Origin of the sequence: Aestuariibaculum sediminum, assembly GCF_014596945.1 — a bacterium.
Taxonomy (GTDB): Bacteria; Bacteroidota; Bacteroidia; order Flavobacteriales; family Flavobacteriaceae; genus Aestuariibaculum; species Aestuariibaculum sediminum.
The window spans coordinates 366,445-390,077 of sequence record NZ_JACVXB010000003.1; the positions used below are offsets into that span (position 1 = coordinate 366,445).

Annotated in this window: 15 protein-coding genes; 13 read left to right on the forward strand and 2 right to left on the reverse strand. The window is 36.2% G+C overall.

Annotated elements, in window-relative coordinates:
* Nucleotides 1–57: 57 nt before the first annotated feature.
* From ICJ83_RS09215 to ICJ83_RS09240, 5 genes are all read left to right on the forward strand, one after another.
* Nucleotides 58–1,788, forward strand: coding sequence for a phospho-sugar mutase (locus ICJ83_RS09215; RefSeq protein WP_188230094.1), 1,731 nt, complete (start codon nucleotides 58–60; stop codon nucleotides 1,786–1,788).
* Between the two features lie 129 nt (nucleotides 1,789–1,917).
* Nucleotides 1,918–3,747: an ABC transporter ATP-binding protein gene (locus tag ICJ83_RS09220; RefSeq protein WP_188230095.1), complete on the forward strand. Its 1,830-nt coding sequence runs from the start codon at nucleotides 1,918–1,920 to the stop codon at nucleotides 3,745–3,747.
* A gap of 271 nt (nucleotides 3,748–4,018) precedes the next feature.
* Nucleotides 4,019–4,561 (forward strand): RNA polymerase sigma factor, encoded by a 543-nt coding sequence (locus ICJ83_RS09230; RefSeq protein ID WP_188230096.1) that lies wholly within the window; start codon nucleotides 4,019–4,021, stop codon nucleotides 4,559–4,561.
* 30 nt (nucleotides 4,562–4,591) lie between these two features.
* Nucleotides 4,592–5,089 carry a hypothetical protein gene (locus tag ICJ83_RS09235; protein WP_188230097.1) on the forward strand — a complete coding sequence of 166 codons (498 nt, stop codon included), beginning with the start codon at nucleotides 4,592–4,594 and terminating at the stop codon, nucleotides 5,087–5,089.
* 54 nt (nucleotides 5,090–5,143) lie between these two features.
* The gene (locus ICJ83_RS09240) at nucleotides 5,144–5,581 is read left to right on the forward strand and encodes a sensor of ECF-type sigma factor (protein ID WP_188230098.1); all 438 of its coding nucleotides are present in this window, start codon (nucleotides 5,144–5,146) and stop codon (nucleotides 5,579–5,581) included.
* A gap of 33 nt (nucleotides 5,582–5,614) precedes the next feature.
* Here the strand turns inward: ICJ83_RS09240 and ICJ83_RS09245 are convergent, their stop codons facing one another.
* A complete protein-coding gene (locus tag ICJ83_RS09245; protein WP_188230099.1) occupies nucleotides 5,615–6,658 on the reverse strand; it encodes a WD40/YVTN/BNR-like repeat-containing protein in 1,044 nt (347 codons plus the stop codon).
* Nucleotides 6,659–6,755: 97 nt separating this feature from the next.
* Between ICJ83_RS09245 and ICJ83_RS09250 the strand changes: the two genes are divergently transcribed.
* The 6 genes from ICJ83_RS09250 to ICJ83_RS09275 all read left to right on the forward strand — a co-directional run bounded on the left by ICJ83_RS09250 (nucleotide 6,756) and on the right by ICJ83_RS09275 (nucleotide 18,131).
* Nucleotides 6,756–7,973, forward strand: a complete 1,218-nt coding sequence (locus ICJ83_RS09250; protein ID WP_188230100.1) for an RsmB/NOP family class I SAM-dependent RNA methyltransferase — start codon at nucleotides 6,756–6,758, stop codon at nucleotides 7,971–7,973.
* Nucleotides 7,974–8,046: 73 nt separating this feature from the next.
* Complete coding sequence (locus ICJ83_RS09255; protein ID WP_188230101.1) at nucleotides 8,047–8,907, forward strand: fructosamine kinase family protein; 861 nt, start codon at nucleotides 8,047–8,049, stop codon at nucleotides 8,905–8,907.
* A 116-nt stretch (nucleotides 8,908–9,023) separates the two neighbouring features.
* Complete coding sequence (gene purL, locus ICJ83_RS09260; RefSeq protein ID WP_188230102.1) at nucleotides 9,024–12,686, forward strand: phosphoribosylformylglycinamidine synthase; 3,663 nt, start codon at nucleotides 9,024–9,026, stop codon at nucleotides 12,684–12,686.
* Between the two features lie 209 nt (nucleotides 12,687–12,895).
* Nucleotides 12,896–14,743, forward strand: a complete 1,848-nt coding sequence (locus ICJ83_RS09265; RefSeq protein WP_188230103.1) for a sulfatase-like hydrolase/transferase — start codon at nucleotides 12,896–12,898, stop codon at nucleotides 14,741–14,743.
* A 22-nt stretch (nucleotides 14,744–14,765) separates the two neighbouring features.
* Entirely contained in the window at nucleotides 14,766–16,544 is a 1,779-nt protein-coding gene (locus tag ICJ83_RS09270; protein WP_188230104.1) for a DUF4091 domain-containing protein, read from the forward strand.
* Between the two features lie 12 nt (nucleotides 16,545–16,556).
* Nucleotides 16,557–18,131 carry a sulfatase family protein gene (locus ICJ83_RS09275; RefSeq protein WP_188230105.1) on the forward strand — a complete coding sequence of 525 codons (1,575 nt, stop codon included), beginning with the start codon at nucleotides 16,557–16,559 and terminating at the stop codon, nucleotides 18,129–18,131.
* A gap of 91 nt (nucleotides 18,132–18,222) precedes the next feature.
* On the opposite strand, the gene ppdK is transcribed toward ICJ83_RS09275, so the two are convergent.
* On the reverse strand, nucleotides 18,223–20,958 hold the full coding sequence (gene ppdK / locus ICJ83_RS09280) for a pyruvate, phosphate dikinase (protein ID WP_188230106.1): 2,736 nt from the start codon (nucleotides 20,956–20,958) through the stop codon (nucleotides 18,223–18,225).
* Between the two features lie 220 nt (nucleotides 20,959–21,178).
* Here ppdK and ICJ83_RS09285 point away from each other — a divergent pair, with 220 nt between their 5' ends.
* Both ICJ83_RS09285 and ICJ83_RS09290 read left to right on the forward strand, forming a co-directional pair.
* Nucleotides 21,179–22,948 (forward strand): AMP-dependent synthetase/ligase, encoded by a 1,770-nt coding sequence (locus ICJ83_RS09285; RefSeq protein WP_188230107.1) that lies wholly within the window; start codon nucleotides 21,179–21,181, stop codon nucleotides 22,946–22,948.
* Nucleotides 22,949–23,160: 212 nt separating this feature from the next.
* Nucleotides 23,161–23,619 carry a MarR family winged helix-turn-helix transcriptional regulator gene (locus ICJ83_RS09290; RefSeq protein WP_188230108.1) on the forward strand — a complete coding sequence of 153 codons (459 nt, stop codon included), beginning with the start codon at nucleotides 23,161–23,163 and terminating at the stop codon, nucleotides 23,617–23,619.
* Nucleotides 23,620–23,633: the final 14 nt, after the last annotated feature.

Consider the following 23,633-nt stretch of genomic DNA (forward strand, 5'->3'; position numbering starts at 1 on the left):
TAAAACTATAAAAGACCAGTATTTCTATTTTTTTGAAATTATTTTTTACAACACATTATGATACACATCGAACCAAAAATTTTAGACCGAATCAACACTTGGTTAACCCCGTCGTTCGACGAAGAAACACAAGCATTTATTAAAGACAGTATTGCTAGTAATCCTAAAGACATTCAGGAAAGTTTTTACAAAGATTTAGAGTTTGGAACAGGTGGTATGCGAGGTATCATGGGCATAGGCACAAACCGAATTAACAAATATACGCTTGGAAAAAGCACTCAGGGATTAAGTGATTATTTACATAAATCGTTTCCTAACGAAACACCAAAAGCGGTAATTGCATACGATTGCAGACATAATAGTAAAACTTTAGCTAAAGTGGTAGCCGACGTATTTTCGGCAAACGGCATTGAGGTTTATTTGTTTGAAGACCTGCGCCCTACACCAGAATTATCGTTTGCTGTTAGACATCTAAATTGCCACTGTGGAATTGTATTAACAGCATCACACAATCCGCCCGAATACAATGGATATAAAGTGTATTGGCAGGACGGCGGTCAATTAGTACCTCCACAGGATGGCGAAGTAATAGCCATGATTAATGATATAAATTATTCTGATATAAAATTTGAAGCAAACAACAGTTTAATTCACTATATAAGTACTGATGTAGATAATGCTTTTATTGAAGCCTCCGTACAGAACGGGTGTGTTGGAGCAACACCATCAGCAAAAGACGATTTAACCATTGTTTTCACCTCACTTCACGGAACTTCTATTACAGCTGTTCCGGAAACTTTAAAACGTGCCGGATATAAAAAAGTTCATATTGTAAAAGAACAGGAAGTACCAGATGGAGGGTTTCCTACGGTAGCTTCACCAAACCCTGAAGAACCAGCAGCTTTAAAGATGGCTTTAGAACTAGCTGAAAAAGTAAATGCCGATATCGTAATTGGTACCGACCCAGATTGCGACCGGTTGGGTGTAGCTGTAAGAAATTCAGAAGGTGAACTTCAATTATTAAACGGAAATCAAACCATGTTAATGATGACCGATTTTCTATTAAAACAATGGAAAGCAGATCGTAAAATAACAGGAAATCAATTTATTGCTTCAACCATTGTATCCACACCGATGCTCACTAAACTTGCTGAAGCTTACAACGTAGAAAGCAAAATTGTATTGACTGGATTTAAATGGATTGCAAAGCTAATTAAAGATTACCCTCAATTAGAATTTATTGGTGGTGGTGAAGAAAGTTTTGGATATATGGTTGGCGATTTTGTTCGCGATAAAGATGCCGTGACTTCTACGCTTTTAGCCTGTGAAATTGCAGCCATCACAAAATCAGAAGGCAGTTCATTCTTCAACGAGTTAATTAAATTATATGTTGAGCATGGTTGCTTCAAAGAAAAATTAGTATCCCTAACCAAAAAAGGGATTGAAGGTGCTCAGGAAATCACACAAATGATGACCGATGCTCGTAAAAACCCTCTTAAAGAAATAAACGGTTCTAAAGTTGTTAAACTTGAAGACTACCAATCTTCTATTGCTAAACATTTAGCCACAGGTAAAGAAACACCTATTGATGTACCAAAATCTAACGTATTAATTTACTACACCGAAGATGGTAGCCAAATTGCACTAAGACCTAGTGGAACAGAACCTAAAATTAAATTTTATGTAAGTGTAAACACAACTTTAAATTCGCCTGAAGATTTTAAATTAGTTGAGGCTTCTTTAGATGCTAAAGCGGAAATCATTCTAAAAGACATGAAGCTTATTTAAAATTATCAGCATCTGTAAGTCAAAAATTTGTTAAACAGATGTGATTAATTTAATAAGCCATATCTTTGTAACATATTTACATGCTTTTATGATACTCATAAAAGCATGTTTTTTTAACAGCCGTTTTTAATGAAGCAATTTTTCAATATCTTACAATACGCAAGGCCTTATAAACGCTATGCGGCAGGTCATATTATTTCCAATATTTTTTATGCCTTATTCGGAACACTTTCTTTCATAGCACTTATTCCTATGCTTGAAATTCTGTTTGAAGAAAAAGCAGACCTAAAACCTATAGCGAAGCCTGTTTTTACAGGCTTAGGAAATTTAAAACAATTCGGACAAGACTTTTTGGCCTTCCACGTCAATCAGTTTGCTCAAAACGATCCTCAAAAGGCATTGTTATTTGTAGTTGGATTAATTATTTCTTTGTTTCTTTTGAAAAACATCTTTGGTTATTTGGCGAACTATTTCATGGTTTTTTTAAGAAATGGTGTAGTACGCGACCTTAGAAATAAAGTTTATCAAAAAACAGTAGAATTACCACTATCATTTTTTTCTGAGCAACGTAAAGGAGACATCATGGCGCGAGTAACGCAAGATGTTGCTACCTTACAATACTCGATGCTTCCCGCACTAGAACTTATCGTTAGAGAACCTTTAACAATAATATTTACATTAATAATGATGATAGTGCTTAGTCCTAAGCTAACTATTTTTGTTTTTGTATTTATCCCGCTTGCTGGTTTGGTGATTTCTAGAATTGGTAGGAGTTTAAAACGAAAATCAGATCGCGTTCAAAAGGAACAAGGTAATATATTATCAACTTTAGAAGAAACATTATCTGGTTTACGAATCATAAAAGGCTTTAATGCCGAAGAAAAATTTAAGAGTAAATTTAATGATTCAGCAAATCGATTTTTCCATTTTTCAAATAAATTATTAAACCGACAAAATTTAGCTTCTCCAACCAGTGAGTTTCTAGGCATTTTAGTAATATCGATACTATTACTTTACGGCGGACAATTGGTTTTAGTAGATCAATCACTCAGCGGAAGTGCCTTTATCGCTTTTATGGGACTAGCCTATCAAATTATGGTTCCTGCCAAAGCGATTTCACGTGGACTATACAACATCAAACAAGGTGATGCGGCAGCCGAACGTATTCAGGAAATTATTGATGCTCCAAACCCTTTAAAAGACAAGGAAAATGCTTTAGTTAAATCCAGCTTCGATGCAGAAATCGTTTTTGAAAATATTTCATTTAAATACGATAAAGAACTCGTACTCAAAAACTTTTCGTTAACCATTCCAAAAGGTGAAACGGTCGCTTTAGTTGGGCAATCTGGAAGTGGAAAATCAACCATTGCTAATTTAATAACACGTTTTTACGATGTAACGGAAGGACGAATATTAATTGACGGTATTGATATTCGTGACTTAAGTACCAATGCCCTTCGCAGCCAATTAGGCATAGTAACTCAAGATGCAATTTTGTTTAACGACAGTATAAAAAACAATCTTAAACTAGGTAATGATGAAGCGACAGATGAAGATATTGTAGACGCTCTTAAAGTAGCCAATGCCTGGGAGTTTGTAAAAGAATTACCTGATGGTATCGAAACCAATATTGGTGATGCAGGAAACAAATTATCGGGCGGACAAAAACAACGATTAAGTATTGCCAGAGCCGTACTTAAAAGCCCGCCAATTATGGTTTTAGACGAAGCTACTTCTGCACTAGACACAGAAAGTGAACGTCTAGTCCAGGTGGCATTAGAAAACATGATGAAAAATAGAACGTCTATTGTCATTGCGCACAGACTTTCGACCATTCAAAATGCCGATAATATTGTCGTGTTGAATAAAGGCGAAATTGTAGAAAAAGGAAAACATGCCGAACTTATAGCTAAGCAAGGTGTTTATCAAAAACTTGTAGAAATGCAGAGCTTTGAATAACAAGAATAAATTAAAAAGGACAGAAGTTAACTTCTATCCTTTTTTTCTTAATTGTTATCGTAAAGAAAAAACAATTAATAGCTATAGGTATTTATCCAAAGATAATACTATTTTACTTACTAAACAACCTCAAAAATACATTTTACCCTTTAAAAATTACTTTTAACGATAAATAATGATTAATAAGTAGGAAAATACAAGGCAAAACAAAAATAAATAGATAAAATTTAAACTTTCCTTAATTTTAACCGTCAAACCATTAAAGTAGTTTGTGACAGACGAAGACATATTAATAGAGCAACTAAAATCTAAAACAGAAAAAGAGCAAGCTTTTAGAACCCTAATAACGCTTTATAAAGAGCGTCTATATTGGCATATACGACATATAGTAAAATCGCACGACGATACCGACGATGTGTTACAAAACACCTTTATTAAAATTTTTAAAAATATTCATAATTTTAATGGAGATAGCAAGCTTTACTCTTGGATGTATCGTATAGCTACAAATGAATCTATTACGTTTATTAATAAAAACGCGAAAAGGCTTCAGACCACTAGTGAGGAAATACAGCAAATAGCTATTAATAATTTAACATCCGATGTGTATTTTGAGGGTAGCGATATACAGCTTAAATTACAAGAGGCAATTGCCAACTTACCACAGAAACAACAACTTGTTTTCAACATGAAATACTTTGAAAATTTGAAATTTAAAGATATGGCTGATATTTTGGAAACCAGTGAAGGTGCATTAAAAGCTTCATATCACATTGCTTCAAAAAAAATTGAAGCTTATTTAACTAAAGATTAAACTTTTATAAAAAAAAATAGTCCTATTAGTATGAATCATAAAAAGCAACATAGAAAATTTAATTCCGGATTTAATATTCCTGAGGATTACTTTGATGGTTTCGAGGATCGATTGTTTTCACAAATAAACCTTAAAACTAAAGCTAATGATTCTGGTTTTAATATACCTGAAAATTATTTAGACGATCTCGAAGACCGTATTCTACATAAAGTTTCAACAACCCATACACCCAAAGTTGTACCATTATTTTCTAGAAAAAATGTAATTTACGCTTCAAGCATTGCTGCCTGTATAATTTTAATGTTTAGCTTATCGATATTTAAAACGAACAACACTTTCGATAATATTGACTCAGAAAGTATCGAAGAATATTTATTCACAGAAGATCTTGATGTTTACGAAATAGCTTCAAACTTATCATCGGAAGACTTTGCTGCGGACAATTATCCTAATATAAAAATTGATGAAGAAACTTTTGAAGATTACATATTAATTGATGTTGATATTGAAGACATGGTTATTGAATAATTCTTAACTAATCTTATATTCCAAATCTCAAAACAATTACTAAAACTAAAACATGTGAAAAATTTAATACTCCCTATATTATTTTTGGTTTCCATTAGTGTTTTTGCACAAAGCCATGGTGATAAATTTAAAGAATTAAAAATTCCTTTTATTTCAGAACGCATAAACTTAACACCTACAGAAGCAGAAAAATTTTGGCCTATTTACAATAAATACGACAATTCTATATCTGAATTACGTCATAAAATTAGAAGCATAGAGCGCAAAATGAAGCATGAATCAGAGACTATTTCCGATTCGGAAGCGAAAGTTTTACTAACAACTTTAAACAATTATGAAAGCGAATTAGTAGACACCCGTAAAAAACTCAATAAAGAACTTTTAAATATATTATCCCCTAAAAAAGTATTGAAGCTTCAAGTTGCAGAAGAAGCTTTTAAACGACAACTTTTCGATAGATATGTAAAAAAGAAACTGGAAAAGAAACAATAAATAAAAAAAAAGAGCTTTAAAAGCTCTTTTTTTTTATTCTTTAAAAGTCAATTTAGCTATACGTTTCGATCCACCTGCAAAAGCTACCGAATCATTTAAAAATCGAATGGTATAAAATGGTTCATCGCTAATATGCTGCCAAGATTCTCCGCCATCCTTACTAAAATCTATACCTTTAAACCCGACAGCCGCCAAAGATGTTCCCTTAGCATTTGGTATATACTGCACACAACTTCTATAACCAGGATTCTGACCATCGGCAACCACTTTCCAGGTTTTACCACCGTCTATTGTTTTTATTTTATTAGAACGATTCGCATCTGGTTTCATAAAATTTCCACCAATAGCATAACCAATCTGGTCGTTATAAAAATCAATCGAGTATATTCCCTCAGTATCCTCCTCCTGAATTATTGGTGTTTTAGTTACGAACCACGTAATTCCTTTATCCGCAGTAAAATAAATATTTCCTTTAGAAGTGGCAACCCAAGCTTTTTCGCCTACAACGGTTATATTTGTATTACTAGCAGCAAAAGCACCTTCTCCCTCGTCTAATTTTGGTATTTTCGAACACGGAATTTTATCCCAAGTTACCCCGCCATCACGGGTTAAAATGATGGACAAACATCCCTCAACACTATCACCCACAGCAATACCTTCCTTATCGTTCCAAAAGCGCATGGCATCATAAAAAACACCTTTCGCTTCTTCCTTATAGACAAGCTGCATTGCGCCCTGACCAGTTTTAAACAGTAATCCCGGACTTTCAATACTTAGCATAAAAAAATCGGTAGGAGTATGCGCCACTGCTCTAAAATGTAAAGACAATGAATCATAGCTTTGCTTCGACGTTTGCCACATTTTTGTATTTGGATTGTACAATCCAAACGCTCCGTTATTAGCAGCAAATGCTAAACTTTTGTCCTCTAAAATTTCTATTGCTCTTACACTTAACAATGAATCCTCAAGAATTGTTTCAATTTCAACCGATTTAAAATGACGAGGCACAAATTCAGTCTTCTTTTTGCAAGAAATCGATATTACCAATAGGATTACTACAACCACTACATTTTTCATACTTTACAATTTTCGTTAAAAATATAAAACTAAACGAAAAAACGATTAAACAAATCAACATATTAAATGTACCTTTGCAGCCTCATATTTTTATATCATGCGATTACACAGAAACTTATGCTTTGCGGTCATTGATGGCTTAACACTTATTTTTAATGAAAAAAAGTACGCTGATAAGGTCATTCAACAATTATTAAAACGTGACAAGCGTTGGGGAAGCCGAGATCGCGCTTTTGTTGCCGAAACGACTTATGATATCGTTAGATGGAAACGTCTTTATGCTGAAATTGCCGAAGTTAAAGAACCTTTTGATCGTGACAACTTATGGCGAATGTTCGCCGTTTGGGCCACTCTAAAAGGCATAAAACTACCGGATTGGAAATATTTTGAAAACACACCAACGCGTAAAATTAAAGGGCGCTTCGATGAGTTCTCTAAAATTAGAAAATTTAAAGAATCGATTCCTGATTGGATTGATATTACAGGCGAAAAAGAGTTAGGTAATACCGTTTGGACAAAAGAAATAGAAGCTTTAAACGAACAAGCAGATGTTATATTAAGAGTAAATACCTTAAAAACCACTAAAGAAAAACTTCAGGCCGAATTATTTGATGTAGATATTGAAACCGAATTTTTAAAAGGATATCCAAATGCATTAAAATTAAAAGATCGAGCTAACGTTTTTGCAACCGAAGCATTCAAAAAAGGGCTTTTCGAAGTTCAGGATGCATCCTCTCAGCTCGTAGCTGATTTTCTGGATATTAAACCTGGTATGCGTGTAGTAGACACCTGTGCAGGAGCTGGCGGAAAAACATTGCATATTGCTGCCTTAATGGAAAATAAAGGGCAAATCATTGCTATGGATATTTACGAAAAGAAACTGCACGAATTGAAACGACGTGCTAAACGTAACGGCGCCCACAACATTGAAACCCGTGCTATTGATTCTACCAAAGTAATTAAAAAACTTTATGATAAAGCTGATCGTGTATTGATTGATGCGCCCTGTTCAGGTTTAGGGGTACTACGCAGAAATCCAGATGCCAAATGGAAATTAGAAGAAAGTTTTTTAGAACGTATAAAAGAAACCCAACAAAATATTTTACAACAATACTCCAGAATGGTAAAAGCCGGTGGTAAATTAGTCTACGCGACCTGCTCGGTCTTACCTTCTGAAAACCAGAAGCAGGTTGAAACATTTTTAGCCAGCGATGCTGGAAATGACTTTAATTTAGTAAAAGACCATAAAGTATTAGCTCATAAATCGGGGTATGACGGATTTTACATGGCTTTATTGGAAAGAAAATCAGAATAATTTAAAGTAATTATTACCAAATATAAAATTTGAGACCATCAGAAATGATGGTCTTTTTTTATATTTTTACTCTATGACGCCCGACTTTAAAACCCATATTTCTTCCGTTTTAAAAGAAAATATTCAATTCGTAAATCCGGTTTCGGGAGGCGATATTTCATCAGCTTACAAAATTTCAACTTCAAAAAATGATTATTTCTTAAAAGTTAATGCATCGAAAAACAGCTTTAATATGTTTAAAGCTGAGGCCGAGTCGCTAAATGCTATTAAACGCACGAACATAATAAAAACGCCTGAAGTTTTACATTGTTCAAATTATAATGAAGGAGCATTTTTAATTTTAGAATTCATAGACAGTAAAACACCTTCAACAAAGGATTATAAGAACTTCGGACACCAACTTGCGCAATTACATCAGGTTTCCAATAAAAAATTTGGGTTTCATTCTGGTAATTTTATCGGAAGTTTACCTCAATCTAATACACCATTTGAATCCTGGACGGAATTTTATGCAAACGAACGTTTGTTTCCTCAATTGCAAATAGCTTTACAAAAAGGGTTCCTTCACCCAAATGAATGCCCATCAAAAGCAACAATAAAGACAAAACTAGACCCCTATTTTCAAAATATAAAACCTTCGCTACTACACGGTGATTTATGGGGAGGAAACTACATAGTTTCTAAAGAAGGGTTTACATATTTAATTGACCCTGCTTTATATTACGGACACTCCGAAGTAGATATTGCGATGTCTAAATTATTTAGTGGATTTTCTTCAGAATTCTACAACGCCTATCATAGTATAATTCCAAGCGATGCTTTTACAGAAAACCGTATTGAAATTTATCAACTGTATTACCTTCTTGTTCACCTTAATTTATTCGGTAAAAGTTACTATACCTCAGTTCTAAATTTACTAAATAAATACTTTTAAGTTTCCCTAAATATATTACAATAATGAATCGAAAATGCTTTCATAAAAAAATCAGTTTAAATGACTAAAAAAGTGTATTTTTGCATTTTCTAAATGACAACCATAATACATCAAAAATGATTCATTTCTTTGGAAACGTAACCAGCAAAGTATTTGCTGTTCAAACAACAAAAGAATTATCAACTGAAACCATTGCAAAATTAACTTGGTTATTTGGCAATCAGCCAAAAATAGAACAAGCATCGCTGGATGCTTTTTTTGTTGGACCTCGTGCGGCCATGATTACACCTTGGAGTACTAATGCTGTAGAAATCACTCAAAACATGGGGATTTCGGATATTATTAGAATTGAGGAGTTCGAAGCTGTTTCTGAAGATTTCAAAGGATTTGATCCTATGATTTCAGAAAAATTCAACGGATTAAACCAAGAATCATTCACTATAAACATTCAACCAGAACCTATTCTGGACATTGAAGATATTGCGGCTTACAACATTCAGGAAGGGCTTTCTTTAAGTGACGAAGAAGTGGCTTATTTAGAAGGCGTTTCTAAAAAAATTGGCCGTCCGTTAACCGATTCTGAAGTATTCGGTTTCTCGCAAGTCAATAGTGAGCACTGTCGTCATAAAATTTTCAACGGAACATTTGTAATTGATGGAGAGGAAAAACCAACCTCTTTGTTTAAAATGATTCGTAAAACTTCGGAAACCAACCCGAATGATATCGTTTCTGCATATAAAGACAACGTTGCTTTTGTAAAAGGTCCCGTAGTTGAACAATTTGCTCCTAAAAGCGCAGATAAACCAGATTTTTACGAAACTAAAGATTTCGAATCCGTTATTTCTTTAAAAGCCGAAACACATAACTTCCCTACTACGGTAGAACCGTTTAACGGTGCCGCTACGGGTTCTGGAGGTGAAATTCGCGACCGTTTGGCAGGAGGAAAAGGATCGTTACCATTAGCTGGAACTGCAGTTTACATGACCTCTTACTCGCGTTTAGAAGAAAATCGTCCTTGGGAACAAGCCATGGATGAGCGTAAATGGTTATACCAAACTCCAATGGATATCTTAATTAAAGCATCTAACGGTGCTTCCGATTTTGGTAATAAATTTGGTCAGCCATTAATATGTGGTTCTGTTTTAACTTTCGAGCATGAAGAAGACGCGAGAAAGTTAGGATTCGATAAAGTCATTATGCAAGCTGGAGGTATTGGGTACGGGAAAGTGGACCAAGCCTTAAAAGACACACCAAATACCGGCGATAAGGTGGTTATTTTAGGTGGTGAAAATTACCGTATTGGTATGGGCGGGGCTGCAGTATCATCGGCCGATACTGGAGAATTTGCTTCAGGAATTGAGTTAAATGCCGTACAACGTTCTAACCCCGAAATGCAAAAACGTGCTGCTAACGCCGTTCGTGGCATGGTTGAAAGCGACGAAAACTACATCGTTTCTATCCACGACCATGGTGCTGGTGGACACTTAAACTGTTTAAGTGAATTAGTTGAGGAAACCGGTGGACTAATTGATTTAGACAAATTACCTGTAGGAGACCCTACCTTATCTGATAAAGAAATTATCGGTAACGAATCTCAGGAACGTATGGGATTAGTAATCGCCGAAAAACATATTGAAACGTTGCAAAAGATTGCCGATCGTGAGCGTTCGCCAATGTACACCGTTGGAGACGTAACTGGTAATCACCGTTTCACTTTTGAGTCTAAAACCAACGGCCATAAGCCTATGGATTTAGCCATGGATGACATGTTTGGAAGCTCTCCAAAAACCTACATGCATGACAAAAAGATTACTCGCAATTATGCCGATATAACTTTCAATAAAGAAAACTTCTACGATTACTTAAACCAATTATTACAATTAGAAGCCGTTGCTTCAAAAGACTGGTTAACGAATAAAGTAGACCGTTGCGTAGGTGGTAAAGTAGCCAAACAACAATGTGTTGGACCTTTACAAATTCCGTTAAACAACGTTGGTGTGATGGCCTTGGATTTTAAAGGGAAAGAAGGTATTGCAACCTCAATAGGGCACTCCCCTATTTCAGGTTTAATTAACCCGGTAGCAGGAAGTAGAAATTCAATTACCGAAGCTTTAACCAATATTATCTGGGCGCCATTAAAAGACGGTTTAAAAAATGTGTCTTTGTCTGCAAACTGGATGTGGCCTTGTAAAAATGAAGGTGAAGATGCTCGATTATACGAAGCTGTCGAAGCGGTTTCAGAGTTTGCAATCGACTTAGGCATCAATGTTCCAACCGGAAAAGATTCGCTATCGATGAAGCAAAAATACCCGAACGAAGAAGTTATTTCTCCAGGTACAGTAATCATCTCGGCGGCAGCCAACTGTATCGACATTAATAAAGTCGTGGAGCCTGTTTTTCAAAAAGGCGCTGGTAATATATACTACATCAACTTATCACAAGATAACTTTAAATTAGGTGGTAGTTCATTTGCACAGGTAGTTAACAAAATTGGTAACGACGCACCAAATGTACAATCTGCGGCTTACGTTAAAACTGTTTTTAATACCATTCAACAATTAATTCTTAAAGGACAAATTGTTGCCGGACACGATGTGGCTTCCGGTGGTTTAATTACTACTTTATTAGAACTATGTTTTGCTGATAATAATTTAGGTGCTGAATTAGATATTACTTCTCTAGCTGAAATCGATTCGTTTAAAGTTTTATTTGCTGAAAATGCAGGTTTAGTTATTCAATCTAAAGATGCTTCAATAGAAGCTGTATTATCTGAAGCAAATATTGAATTCTTCAACATTGGTAAAGTAACTGAAAGTAATACGCTTAGCATTGTTAATGGGACTGATGCTTTCACTATGACGGTTTCAGAATTAAGAGATACCTGGTATAAAACATCGTTCTTATTAGATCAAAAACAAACTGCTAACGGTTTAGCTCAAGACCGTTACGACAATTATAAAAATCAACCATTACAGTACACATTCCCAAGTCACTTTACCGGGAAACTTCCTGTAATCGATGCAAGTAAGCCAAGACCGAAAGCAGCAATTTTACGTGAAAAAGGAAGTAACTCTGAGCGTGAAATGGCAAACGCCATGTACCTGGCTGGATTTGATGTTAAGGACGTACACATGACCGATTTAATTTCTGGTCGCGAAACCCTGGAAGACATTCAGTTTTTAGGTGCTGTTGGCGGATTCTCAAACTCGGACGTATTAGGTTCTGCTAAAGGTTGGGCTGGTGCCATAAAATACAACGAAAAGGCGAATGAAGTGATTAAAAAATTCTTCAAACGTGAAGACACCTTATCGGTTGGTATTTGTAACGGATGTCAGTTATGGATGGAATTAGAATTGATTAATCCGGAGCACGATGTTCACGGGAAAATGGTTCATAATAATTCTCATAAACACGAAAGCGCGTTTACTTCTGTTACCATTCAGGAAAATAACTCGGTTATGCTTTCAAGTTTAGCAGGTAGTACTTTAGGGGTTTGGATTTCTCATGGTGAAGGTAAATTTAACTTACCAAAATCTGAAGACCAGTACAATATTGTTGGTAAATACGCTTATGCAGAATACCCACACAATCCAAATGGTTCAGATTTCAATACCGCTATGATGTGCGATAAAACAGGTCGCCATTTAGTAACCATGCCACACATTGAGCGTTCTACCTTCCAATGGAACTGGGCCTACTACCCAAGCAACAGACAAGACGAAGTATCGCCTTGGGTTGAAGCTTTTGTAAATGCCAGAAAATGGATTGAAAATAAATAAAACTAAAATATTTCAAAATTATAAACCCCGGATGTAATCTTTATATCTGGGGTTATTTTTACCGGATAACTTCATTGAAAAAAGTTATTCGCATCCCACAATGAAACCTTGGTCTAAAAAATAATGATAACTCATTATAAATTTTAACTTTAGACCTTTATATTCAAAACATAATCACAAACATATAATAGAACATTAATAGTATTTACATGCGTTTAAAATCTAACATTCTTAAAAGCTATATGGCTATTGCCATTGCATTTTCTGGATTTCAAAGTTTTGCACAAACAAAATCTAAACCCAACGTTATCGTTATTTATACCGATGATCAAGGCGCGATCGATTTGGGAAGTTATGGAGCAAACGATATTTATTCTCCAAACATCGATAAACTAGCAAAAGAAGGCACACGCTTTACGCAAGCCTATGTAGCAGCACCTGTTTGCGCACCATCCAGAGCTGCACTACTTACAGGGCGCTATCCCCAAAATGCTGAACTTACAGGAAATACTTCGGCTGAGCCAGGAAGCGACGGATTACCTGCAGAACAATATACTTTAGCTGAATTATTTAAAGACAATGGCTACGCCACTGGACATGTTGGAAAATGGCATTTGGGTATGAGTCAAACTTCAAGCCCTAATGCTCAAGGTTTTGATTATTCTTTCGGGCATTTAAGAGGTTGTATCGATAACTACTCTCACTTTTTTTACTGGGAGGGGCCTAATATTCACGACTTATATGAAAACGGAAAAGAAGTATTTTACGACGGGCAGTATTTCCCCGATTTAGCTTCCGATAAGGCTATAAATTATGTTGAAAATCATAAAAATGAACCATTTTTTATGTATTACGCCATCAACATGCCACACTACCCTTATCAGCCAACTCAAAAATGGCGAGAGTATTATAAAAATATGGCCAAGCCACGTGCCGATTATGCGGCTTTCATCTCTACTATCGATGAACGCATTGGCTTTTTAATGGACAAATTAGATGAACTTGGAATTCGTGAAAACACCATAGTTATCTATCAATCAGATAATGGGTATTCTACTGAAACACGTGCGTTTGGCGGTGGCGGAAATGCAGGACCGTATCGTGGTGCGAAAAGCAGTTTATTTGAAGGCGGCATAAGGCTACCAACTATTATAAGCTGGAAAAATAATTTACCGGAAAATGTTGTAAACGATCAGTTTTTAATGAATATCGATTGGATGCCAACACTGGCTAAACTTTGTAAATTAGACAAAATAAACACAAAAATTGATGGCATCGATTTGTCTAAAATGATTGAAAACCCTAAAAAAACAACTGAACGCACCTCAGGATTCTGGAAATACGGCAAACAATGGGTGGTACGAAAGGGGAATTGGAAATTAATTGGTTTTCCAAAAGACACCTCAAATAAAGGAGAATTAAATTTAGAAGAAGATGCTTTATTCTTATCTAATCTAGATGAAGATGTTTCTGAAATGGTTAATCTCGCCTCAAAATACCCTGAAAAAGTTAAAGAACTAACTCAGGAATTTTTGGCTTGGGAGCATGGTCATGAGAAAGATATCCCTAAAAAAATAGAAACGGTTTCTAACTTAGCTAAAGGAGGCAAGATTTCTGCAACGACAACCGTAAATCAAAAATACAGTGATTTAAACTTGTTAATTGATGGTAAGTTAGGGTATACCGATTATGCATCAGGACAATGGATTGGCCAGGAAGGCAAATCGATGGAATTTGTAATTGATTTAAACAAAATAAAACCTATAAAAACGATAAGTGTAAACTCTCTTAACAACTCTGGTAACTGGATTTTTCCTGTACAAGCTGTAGAAATTCGTTTATCTGACGATGGAAAAACATATGGAGGTTTAAAAACAATAAAAAGAGACACAAAACAACCAAAAACAGAAAACGCAACCGAACGTTTAACCTTAAATATTGGTGAGGATAGCAGGTTTATTAAAATAAAAGTTGAAGGTATTGGAAATTGTCCTAAAGGACATCCAGGTGCTGGTTTCCCAGGATGGTTTTTTGTTGATGAAATCATCATAGAATAATTTCAATATATCATTTTTAAACATGAACACAACTAAACTTTTACTAATTCTAACCACCATTATAACCCTTACGAGTTGTAAAGAAGAAAAGGAGATATTAATTAGTGAAACTTATGCTGAAGCCGTAGACCCAAAACCTAAACCTCAAGGCCCATGGGAAACAACAACCTCTGGCTTACACGCTTCACTGGTGTCACCATACATAAGATTTCAAAGGAATTCCTGCCCAACTCCAGAATTGGAAAACAACTGGACAGGTAAAGCATGGCGTGGTGAGCGCATTTCGGCGCAAATGGTATTTTGGAGTACAGACTCCATAACACCTGTGACAACAGAATTCTCGGATTTTATTTCGGAAGACGGTAATGTAATACCGGCATCTGTGGCTAAACTCAGGTTTGAAAAATATGTCATAACAGACGAATTTGCAGGCGGATGCGGTTACCGTAAACCAAAAGACTTCGATTCTTTGTTGGTGGCAGATGCTTTGGAAAACGTTAGTTCATATAAGATAAAAGCAAAGGAAACACGTCCGCTATGGATTTCTATAGATGTTCCAAAAAACGCCAAACCTGGAAATTACAAGAGTACTTTACGCATTGCAACGGAACACCAAGATGCAAAATCATTTACTTTTAACTTAAAAATACTCCCGGCTACCTTACCAGCCCCAACAGATTGGAAATTTCATTTAGACCTATGGCAAAATCCGTATGCCGTTGCCAGATACCACCATGTAGAACCTTGGTCTGAAGCGCATTGGAACTTATTAAAACCCCTTATGAAGATGCTAGCTAAGGCAGGACAAAAGGTAATTACAACTTCAATAAATAAACGGCCATGGGGCGGACAAACTTTTGATGCTTTCGATTCAATGATTGTTTGGAAAAAGGGAGCTGATGGTACCTGGACTTACGATTATTCCATTTTTGACCAATGGGTACAATTTATGATGGATTTAGGGGTTAATAAGCAAATTAGTTGCTACTCTATGGTGCCATGGGGTAATGAATTTTACTATTTTGATGAAACCGAAAATAAAGAAGTTAAAATAGCTGTTAAACCTGGTTCGGACGATTATGCGGCATTATGGGTGCCATTTTTAAAAGACTTTGCTGCACATTTAAAACAAAAAGGTTGGGCTGATATAACTCGAATCGCTATGGATGAACGTGCACCTGAAGAAATGCAGGCATTACTTCAGCTTTTAAAAGAAAACGAAGCTAATTTTGGAGTGTCTTTAGCCGATAATCATAAAAGTTACAAACTATATCCGAACCAGCTAAAAGATCTTTCAGTGGCCTGCGGAGCAACTATTGATCCAGAAGATTTAAAATACAGAAAAGAACAGGGTTATGTGAGTACGTATTATGTTTGTTGTTCAGATAAATTCCCCAATATATTTACATTTTCCCCTCCTGCGGAAGGCGTATATTTAGGCTGGTATGCCACAGCTGCTGGATTTGATGGTGTTTTACGTTGGGCTTATAATAGTTGGGTAGAAAACCCGCTTATAGATTCACGATTCAGGGCCTGGCCGGCAGGTGATACTTATGTGGTTTATCCTGGAGCACGCAGCTCGGTTCGTTTTGAAACCTTGCGCGACGGTATTGAAGATGCAGAAAAAATAAGAGTTCTGCGTGAAACATTATCGCAGCAACACAGTGATAAAGCCTTGAAAGAATTAAACGATTTAGTGGAGACATTTAATACCGTAGAAGCTCCCAACGATTTAAATTCTAAAATTTTAAACGGACAATCCATTTTAAATCGTCTGGCTGAAAAACATATAACAAACTAAATAACCAACACCATGCTTTCTAATAATTCGCTATTATCTCTTTACCTGATTTGTGTTATTTCCTTTTTTGGTTGTAAAACCGAAAAAAAAGAACAACTACAGGCATCAAAAAGACCTAATATTATATTCATAATGTCAGACGATCACACGGCTCAGGCATGGGGTATTTACGGTGGAATCTTAAAGGATCATGTTAAAAACGACAACATAAAAAGACTGGCCAACGAGGGTATGGTTTTAAACAACGCCTTTTGCACCAACTCTATTTGTGTACCAAGCCGGGCAACCATTTTAACGGGACAATACAGTCATAACAATGGGGTTTACACGTTAAGTGACGCGTTACGACCAGATAGCTTAAACATAGCTAAAGTGATGCAAAAAAGTGGCTACCAAACCGCTATTATTGGAAAATGGCACTTAAAAGATGAGCCTTCAGGGTTTGACTATTACAACATTTTGCACGATCAAGGTCGTTACTGGGATCCTATTTTAAGAACTGCCGAAAATTTCAATAAACCAGCTGAAGCCTGGGATGTTCATAAAGGCTTTTCAACCGATGTCATCACACAGTTATCTCTAGATTGGTTAACACAACGAGAGCAAGATAAACCATTCATGTTAATGACACATTTTAAGGCCACACATGAGCCTTTCGATTTTCCTAAGCGTTACAACGATTTATACAAAGATGTTGAAATCCCGGAACCGGCTTCATTATATGACTTTTCACCGGAAACCACTGGACGTTCAATCGTAGGGCAGAAACTTGAAAATTTAAGCTGGCGTTACGAACAGGCCTCTAACGATCCTGAAAACTGGTGGTGCCATTATCCCGGACTTCCGTTCTCCACCAAGGGTATGGATAGTGTGGCTGCAAGAAAGGCTACTTACCAAAAATTTATTAAAGATTTTATGCGTTCAGGTGCCGCGATAGATGATAACATTGGAAAAATCCTAGATTATCTGGAAGCGAATGGTCTGGCTGAAAATACCATTGTAATTTACACTGCCGATCAGGGGTATTTTTTAGGTGAACATGGTTTTTTTGATAAGCGATTAATTTATGAAGAATCACTTCGTATGCCTTTTGTTATTCGCTATCCAAAAGAAATTGCTGCCGGCGGTCGATTAGACGATATTATTCTGAATATCGATTTTCCTGCCTTGTTTGCCGATTATGCAGGCGTGAAAGCACCTGAATCTTTCCAAGGTAAAAGCTTCCGTGAAAACCTAAAAGGTCAAACGCCCGAAAACTGGAGAAACACAGCTTATTACAGATACTGGACCAATCATCCAGAAAGACCGGCTCACTTCGGTATTAGAAATCATCGCTATAAACTGGTATTATTTTATGGACAATCGCTTGATATGACAGGGTCATCAAAAGAAAGTACACCTCCAGCATGGGAATTTTACGATTTGGAAAAAGACCCAAAAGAAAACCATAATGCCTATAATGATGCTCAATACAAAGACATTATTGCCGAAATGAAAACCGAACTTATAAAACAACGTGAAGCCGTTGGCGATACTGATAAAAAATACCCTGCCATGCAAGCTATTTTTGAATTCAACTGGAATTAACTTAAAACAATTTATTCAAAACAAAAAGGTCAGGAACGCATTCCTGACCTTTTCTAATTTAAAACATAATCAACTCTAGTATATAAATATACTAAACTCTTCTTTCTGCTTTTATGGTGGCTTGCGCCGTTACTAATCTGGCAATTGGCACTCTAAATGGTGAACAACTCACATAATTCATTCCGGTGTTATAACAGAATTCTACCGAGTTTGGTTCTCCCCCATGCTCGCCACAAATACCAACTTTTAAATTAGGTTTTATACTTCTACCGCGTTCGGTTCCTAATTGCACTAATTGTCCAACGCCTTCCTGATCGAGCACTTCAAAAGGATCGACTTTTAAAATACCTTTTTGAATATATATTGGCAAGAACTTACCAGCATCGTCTCTCGAATATCCAAAGGTCATTTGGGTTAAATCGTTAGTTCCGAAAGAGAAGAAATCGGCGTGTTCTGCAATTTTATCAGCTAATAAAGCTGCTCTTGGCACTTCTATCATGGTTCCTACTAAATAATCGATTTTATCATTTCGTTCTTTAAAAATGGTTTTCGCCGTATTTCTAATAATGCCTTTCTGAGCTATAAACTCTTCAACAGTCCCTACCAGAGGCACCATAATTTCTGGTTGAGAAATAACACCTCTTTCCTTTAAGTTCAACGCTGCTTCAATGATAGCGCGGGTTTGCATTTCAGTAATTTCAGGATAGGTATTTCCCAAGCGGCAACCCCGATGCCCTAACATAGGGTTAAACTCTTCCAGTTCGGCTACTTTATTTTTAACCGCCTGAAGTGAAATATGCATATCTTCTGCCAACTCTTTTTGAGTGGCTAACTGGTGAGGCACGAATTCATGCAATGGTGGGTCTAATAATCGAATAGTTACAGGCAGACCTTCCATGGCTTCGAAAATACCTTCAAAATCAGAACGCTGCATTGGAAGCAATTCCTGTAAAGCCTGTTTTCGACCTTTAACGGTATCGGCTAAAATCATTTCACGCATAGCTTTAATGCGGTCTACTTCAAAAAACATATGTTCGGTTCTGGTAAGTCCAATTCCTTCTGCCCCAAAGTTTCTGGCTACTTTAGCATCCTTAGGGGTGTCGGCATTGGTACGTACTTTCATTTTGGCATACTTGTCAGATAACAACATTAATTCTGCAAATTCACCACTTAATTCAGGCTCCACTGTTTGCACTTTGCCTTCAATGATATTACCGGTAGATCCGTTTAAAGAAATCCAGTCGCCTTCATGATATTCATGGCCATCAACTGTTAAGGTTCTGGCCTTGTAATTAATTTTTAAAGCACCCGCTCCCGAGATACAGCATTTTCCCATACCGCGGGCTACAACGGCAGCATGCGAGGTCATTCCGCCTCGAGCGGTTAAAATACCTTTGGCAATATGCATACCTTCCAAATCTTCAGGCGACGTTTCAATACGTACCAGAATGCTGTTTTTAAACTTGGTGGCTTCATCGGCGAAGAATACTATTTTTCCGGTTGCAGCGCCAGGCGATGCCGGTAAGCCCTGTGCAATTACATGAGCGCGTTTTAAAGCGTTCGGATCGAATACCGGATGAAGCAATTCGTCCAACTTATTGGGTTCAATCCGCATTAACGCCTCACGTTCATCAATTAGGCCTTCGCTTAATAAATCCATGGCTATTTTTACCATTCCGGCACCAGTGCGCTTTCCATTTCTGGTTTGTAAAATCCACAATTTGCCTTCCTGAATGGTGAATTCCATATCCTGCATATCGCAGTAATGGTTTTCAAGTGTCTTTTGATAACCGTCAAGTTCCTTAAAAAGATCTGGCATTACCTCTTCTAAAGACGGATAATTTGCTTTTCGATCCTCTTCGGAAATCTGTGCTAATTCTGCCCAGCGTTTAGAACCTTCAATAGTTATTTGCTGAGGTGTTCTTACTCCAGATACAACATCTTCTCCTTGAGCATTAATAAGATATTCACCATTAAATACATTTTCACCAGTTCCGGCATCGCGGGTAAAACAAACTCCTGTTGCCGAATTATTTCCCATGTTACCATATACCATGGCCTGAACATTTACGGCAGTACCCCAATCGGCAGGATATCCATGCATATTTCTGTAATACACTGCGCGATCGCCGTTCCAGCTATTAAATACAGCTATAATTGCCCCCCAGAGTTGTTCCCATGGATTGGTTGGAAAACTATGTCCGGTTTGTTTTTTTACCGCATCTTTAAAATCGTAAACCAAATCCTTTAAATCCTGTACGGTGAATTCATTATCCGACTGAATACCGCGTTTCCCTTTAAGATTTTCCATAATTTCTTCAAACGGATCGATGTCTTCTTTTGAGGCTGGTTTCATGCCTAAAACCACACCCCCGTACATTTGAATAAAACGCCGATAAGAATCCCAGGCAAATGTGTCATTATTGGTTTTTTCTGCCAAACCTAAAACGACTTCATCATTTAAACCGAGATTTAAAACTGTATCCATCATACCCGGCATCGATACTCTTGCTCCTGAGCGCACCGAAACCAACAACGGGTTATTCTTGTCTCCAAAACGACTTCCCATTAAGGATTCAATATTAGATATAGACGCTTCGACCTCATCTCGAATCATTTCGATAACAGCAGATTCGCCTAGTAAATTATATTCTGTACAGACTTCTGTGGTTATAGTAAATCCAGGTGGAACAGGTATACCAATGGCACTCATTTCTGCTAAATTGGCCCCCTTACCTCCTAAAAGATTCTTCATTTTACTGTTTCCGTCCGCAACCTCATTACCAAACCGGTAAACTCGGGTTTTTTCTGCTTCAAGTAATTCCATAGTAGTTTCACTTTTGGTTACATAATCTAGTGAGACATAAAATTACTTTATAAAGCCTTCGTTATTAATGACTTAAATCATAGTTTTTACCATAAAAGTTTTGTATTAATTAAAAATTAACGTCTTACCTTCACTACAATCTTGTTAAACTAAAGAATGACATATTTGAAAATGTCATTTAATTTTATACTTTGCAGTACCAGAAAACTAAGACTAAATAATGGCAGAGATTACAAGAATATTCGATTTTCCCTATTATCAGCTAAAAACTTATAATCTAGACAAGGCATTCACGACCAAATATTTTGATAAGTGGACATCCCTATCTACTCAGGAATTTATTAATCAAGCCAATGCTGTTAGTCGTGGTTTGCTAAGATTAGGAATAAAACCAAATGATAAAATTGCCGTTATTTCCTCTACCAATAGAACTGAATGGAATGTACTCGATATTGGGGTGTTGCAGGTTGGAGCTCAAAATGTCCCCATTTACCCGACCATAGCTTCAGAGGATTACGAATACATTATCAACCACTCGGAATCTAAATACTGCTTTGTTTCGGATGTTGAAGTACTTAATAAAATAAATAGCATAAAGGATAACACTCATTTAAAAGGCGTATATACCTTTGATTCTATTGAAGGTTCTAAGCATTGGTCGGAGGTGTTAAAATTAGGTGAAGATCCAAGTAATCAGGATGACGTAGAAGACAGAAAAAAAGTAATAACCTCCAATGATTTAGCCACCCTAATTTACACTTCGGGTACAACAGGTAAACCCAAAGGCGTTATGTTATCTCACAATAATTTAGTCTCAAATGTTATTGATAGTGAAAAACGTGTGCCTTTTGAAAACGGAAAATCTAAAGGTCTAAGCTTTTTACCAGTTTGTCATGTATTTGAGCGCATGATTCTTTACCTATATATGTACTGTGGTGTTGAAATTTATTTTGCCGAATCTATCGAAAAAATGAGTGAAAACTTAAAAGAAATAAAACCTAATGTCATGACGGCTGTACCCAGACTATATGAAAAGGTGTACGATAAAATTGTTGCAAAAGGCACGGAACTTACAGGCATAAAAAAATCTTTATTTTTCTGGGCGGTAAATCTAGGATTAAAATATGAACCGTATAGACAAAATGGTTGGTGGTATGAAACGCAGCTCAAATTAGCCAGAAAATTAATTTTCAGCAAATGGCAAGAGGGATTAGGTGGTAATCTTGAAATTATGGTTTCAGGCAGTGCGGCGCTACAAACGCGATTAGCTCGTGTATTTGCAGCAGCCGGTCTTCCAATAATGGAAGGTTATGGTCTTACCGAAACATCACCAGTAATTGCGGTTAATGATATGCGAAATGGGGGATTTCGAATAGGTACTGTAGGTAAGGTAATTGACAATGTAGAAGTAAAAATTGCAAACGACGGTGAAATACTTGTAAAGGGACCGAATGTAATGATGGGCTATTATAAAGACCCGGAAAAAACTGCTGAAGTAATGAGCGACGGTTTCTTCCATACCGGAGATATAGGTGAATTTGATACCGATGGATTTTTAAAAATTACCGATCGTAAAAAAGAAATGTTTAAAACCTCTGGAGGCAAATATGTTGCGCCAAGCCTGTTGGAAAATAAATTTAAGCAATCACGATTTATTGAACAAATTATGGTTATTGGAGATGGTGAAAAAATGCCTGCCGCACTTATTCAACTCAATTTTGAATTTGTGAAAGAATGGGGTAAACGCCATGGCATTGTATTTAAAGATAATCATGACCTCATTTCCAACAAACAATTACTTGAACGTATTCAAGATGAAATTGACATTGCAAATGCTGATTTTGGAAAATGGGAACAAATTAAAAAGTTTGAAATTACACCCGATACCTGGTCCATTGATGCCGGTCATTTAACACCTACAATGAAACTAAGACGTAAAGTGATTAAGGAAATATATAAAGACTTGATTGAAAAAATATACCGTCCTTAATTTAAACTACTTTGTAAATAATACCCATCTTCTAATCATTTGAAAATTTATGACTATTTATTATGCATGCATAATAAATTTTTATATATTTGAGAGAACATATCAAATAATTCAGATGAAACTATATAACACCCTAACCCCTATTAAAAAGGCCTCAAAAATTTTAAACAACCATAAAACATCTGCCAGTTATAACCATTAACTACTATCGGATGAAAGACAAATCGACTAAAGAGCCAACCATAGATTATGTTTTAAGAACAACTTGGTTAACGGTGCAAAAAATGTACAACGAAGAAGCAGCCAAATTTGAGAGTACTATGGCTACAGGTTTTACCCTATTAAGTATAGACCCTGAAAAAGGAACAGCCTCAACATCTCTCGGTCCAAAAATGGGCATGGAAGCAACCAGTTTATCACGAATATTAAAAAACCTCGAAACCAAAGGCTTAATAGAACGGCGCCCAAATCCAGAAGACGGTCGCGGCGTTATTATTCATCTTACAGAATTTGGTAGGGAAAAAAGAGCATATTCAAAAGATAAAGTACTAACCTTTAATGAAGCCATTAGAAAAAATGTTTCAGAAGAAAAACTCAAACATTTCTATGAGGTTGCCGATTTAATTAATGAAATGATTTCAAATAAAAAAATATACAATCAAAACGATTAGAAGTATAGCATACC

Excerpts from the sequence above, each read along its gene's own strand:
- ICJ83_RS09255 (WP_188230101.1), top strand. The coding sequence starts at position 8,047 with ATGACGCCCGACTTTAAAACCCATATTTCTTCCGTTTTAAAAGAAAAT.
- ICJ83_RS09235 (WP_188230097.1), top strand. The coding sequence starts at position 4,592 with ATGAATCATAAAAAGCAACATAGAAAATTTAATTCCGGATTTAATATT.
- ICJ83_RS09250 (WP_188230100.1), top strand. The coding sequence starts at position 6,756 with ATGCGATTACACAGAAACTTATGCTTTGCGGTCATTGATGGCTTAACA.
- ICJ83_RS09220 (WP_188230095.1), top strand. The coding sequence starts at position 1,918 with ATGAAGCAATTTTTCAATATCTTACAATACGCAAGGCCTTATAAACGC.
- ICJ83_RS09285 (WP_188230107.1), top strand. The coding sequence starts at position 21,179 with ATGGCAGAGATTACAAGAATATTCGATTTTCCCTATTATCAGCTAAAA.
- purL (WP_188230102.1), top strand. The coding sequence starts at position 9,024 with ATGATTCATTTCTTTGGAAACGTAACCAGCAAAGTATTTGCTGTTCAA.
- ICJ83_RS09245 (WP_188230099.1), bottom strand. The coding sequence starts at position 6,658 with ATGAAAAATGTAGTGGTTGTAGTAATCCTATTGGTAATATCGATTTCT.
- ICJ83_RS09265 (WP_188230103.1), top strand. The coding sequence starts at position 12,896 with ATGCGTTTAAAATCTAACATTCTTAAAAGCTATATGGCTATTGCCATT.
- ICJ83_RS09270 (WP_188230104.1), top strand. The coding sequence starts at position 14,766 with ATGAACACAACTAAACTTTTACTAATTCTAACCACCATTATAACCCTT.
- ICJ83_RS09215 (WP_188230094.1), top strand. The coding sequence starts at position 58 with ATGATACACATCGAACCAAAAATTTTAGACCGAATCAACACTTGGTTA.
- ppdK (WP_188230106.1), bottom strand. The coding sequence starts at position 20,958 with ATGGAATTACTTGAAGCAGAAAAAACCCGAGTTTACCGGTTTGGTAAT.
- ICJ83_RS09275 (WP_188230105.1), top strand. The coding sequence starts at position 16,557 with ATGCTTTCTAATAATTCGCTATTATCTCTTTACCTGATTTGTGTTATT.
- ICJ83_RS09290 (WP_188230108.1), top strand. The coding sequence starts at position 23,161 with ATGAAAGACAAATCGACTAAAGAGCCAACCATAGATTATGTTTTAAGA.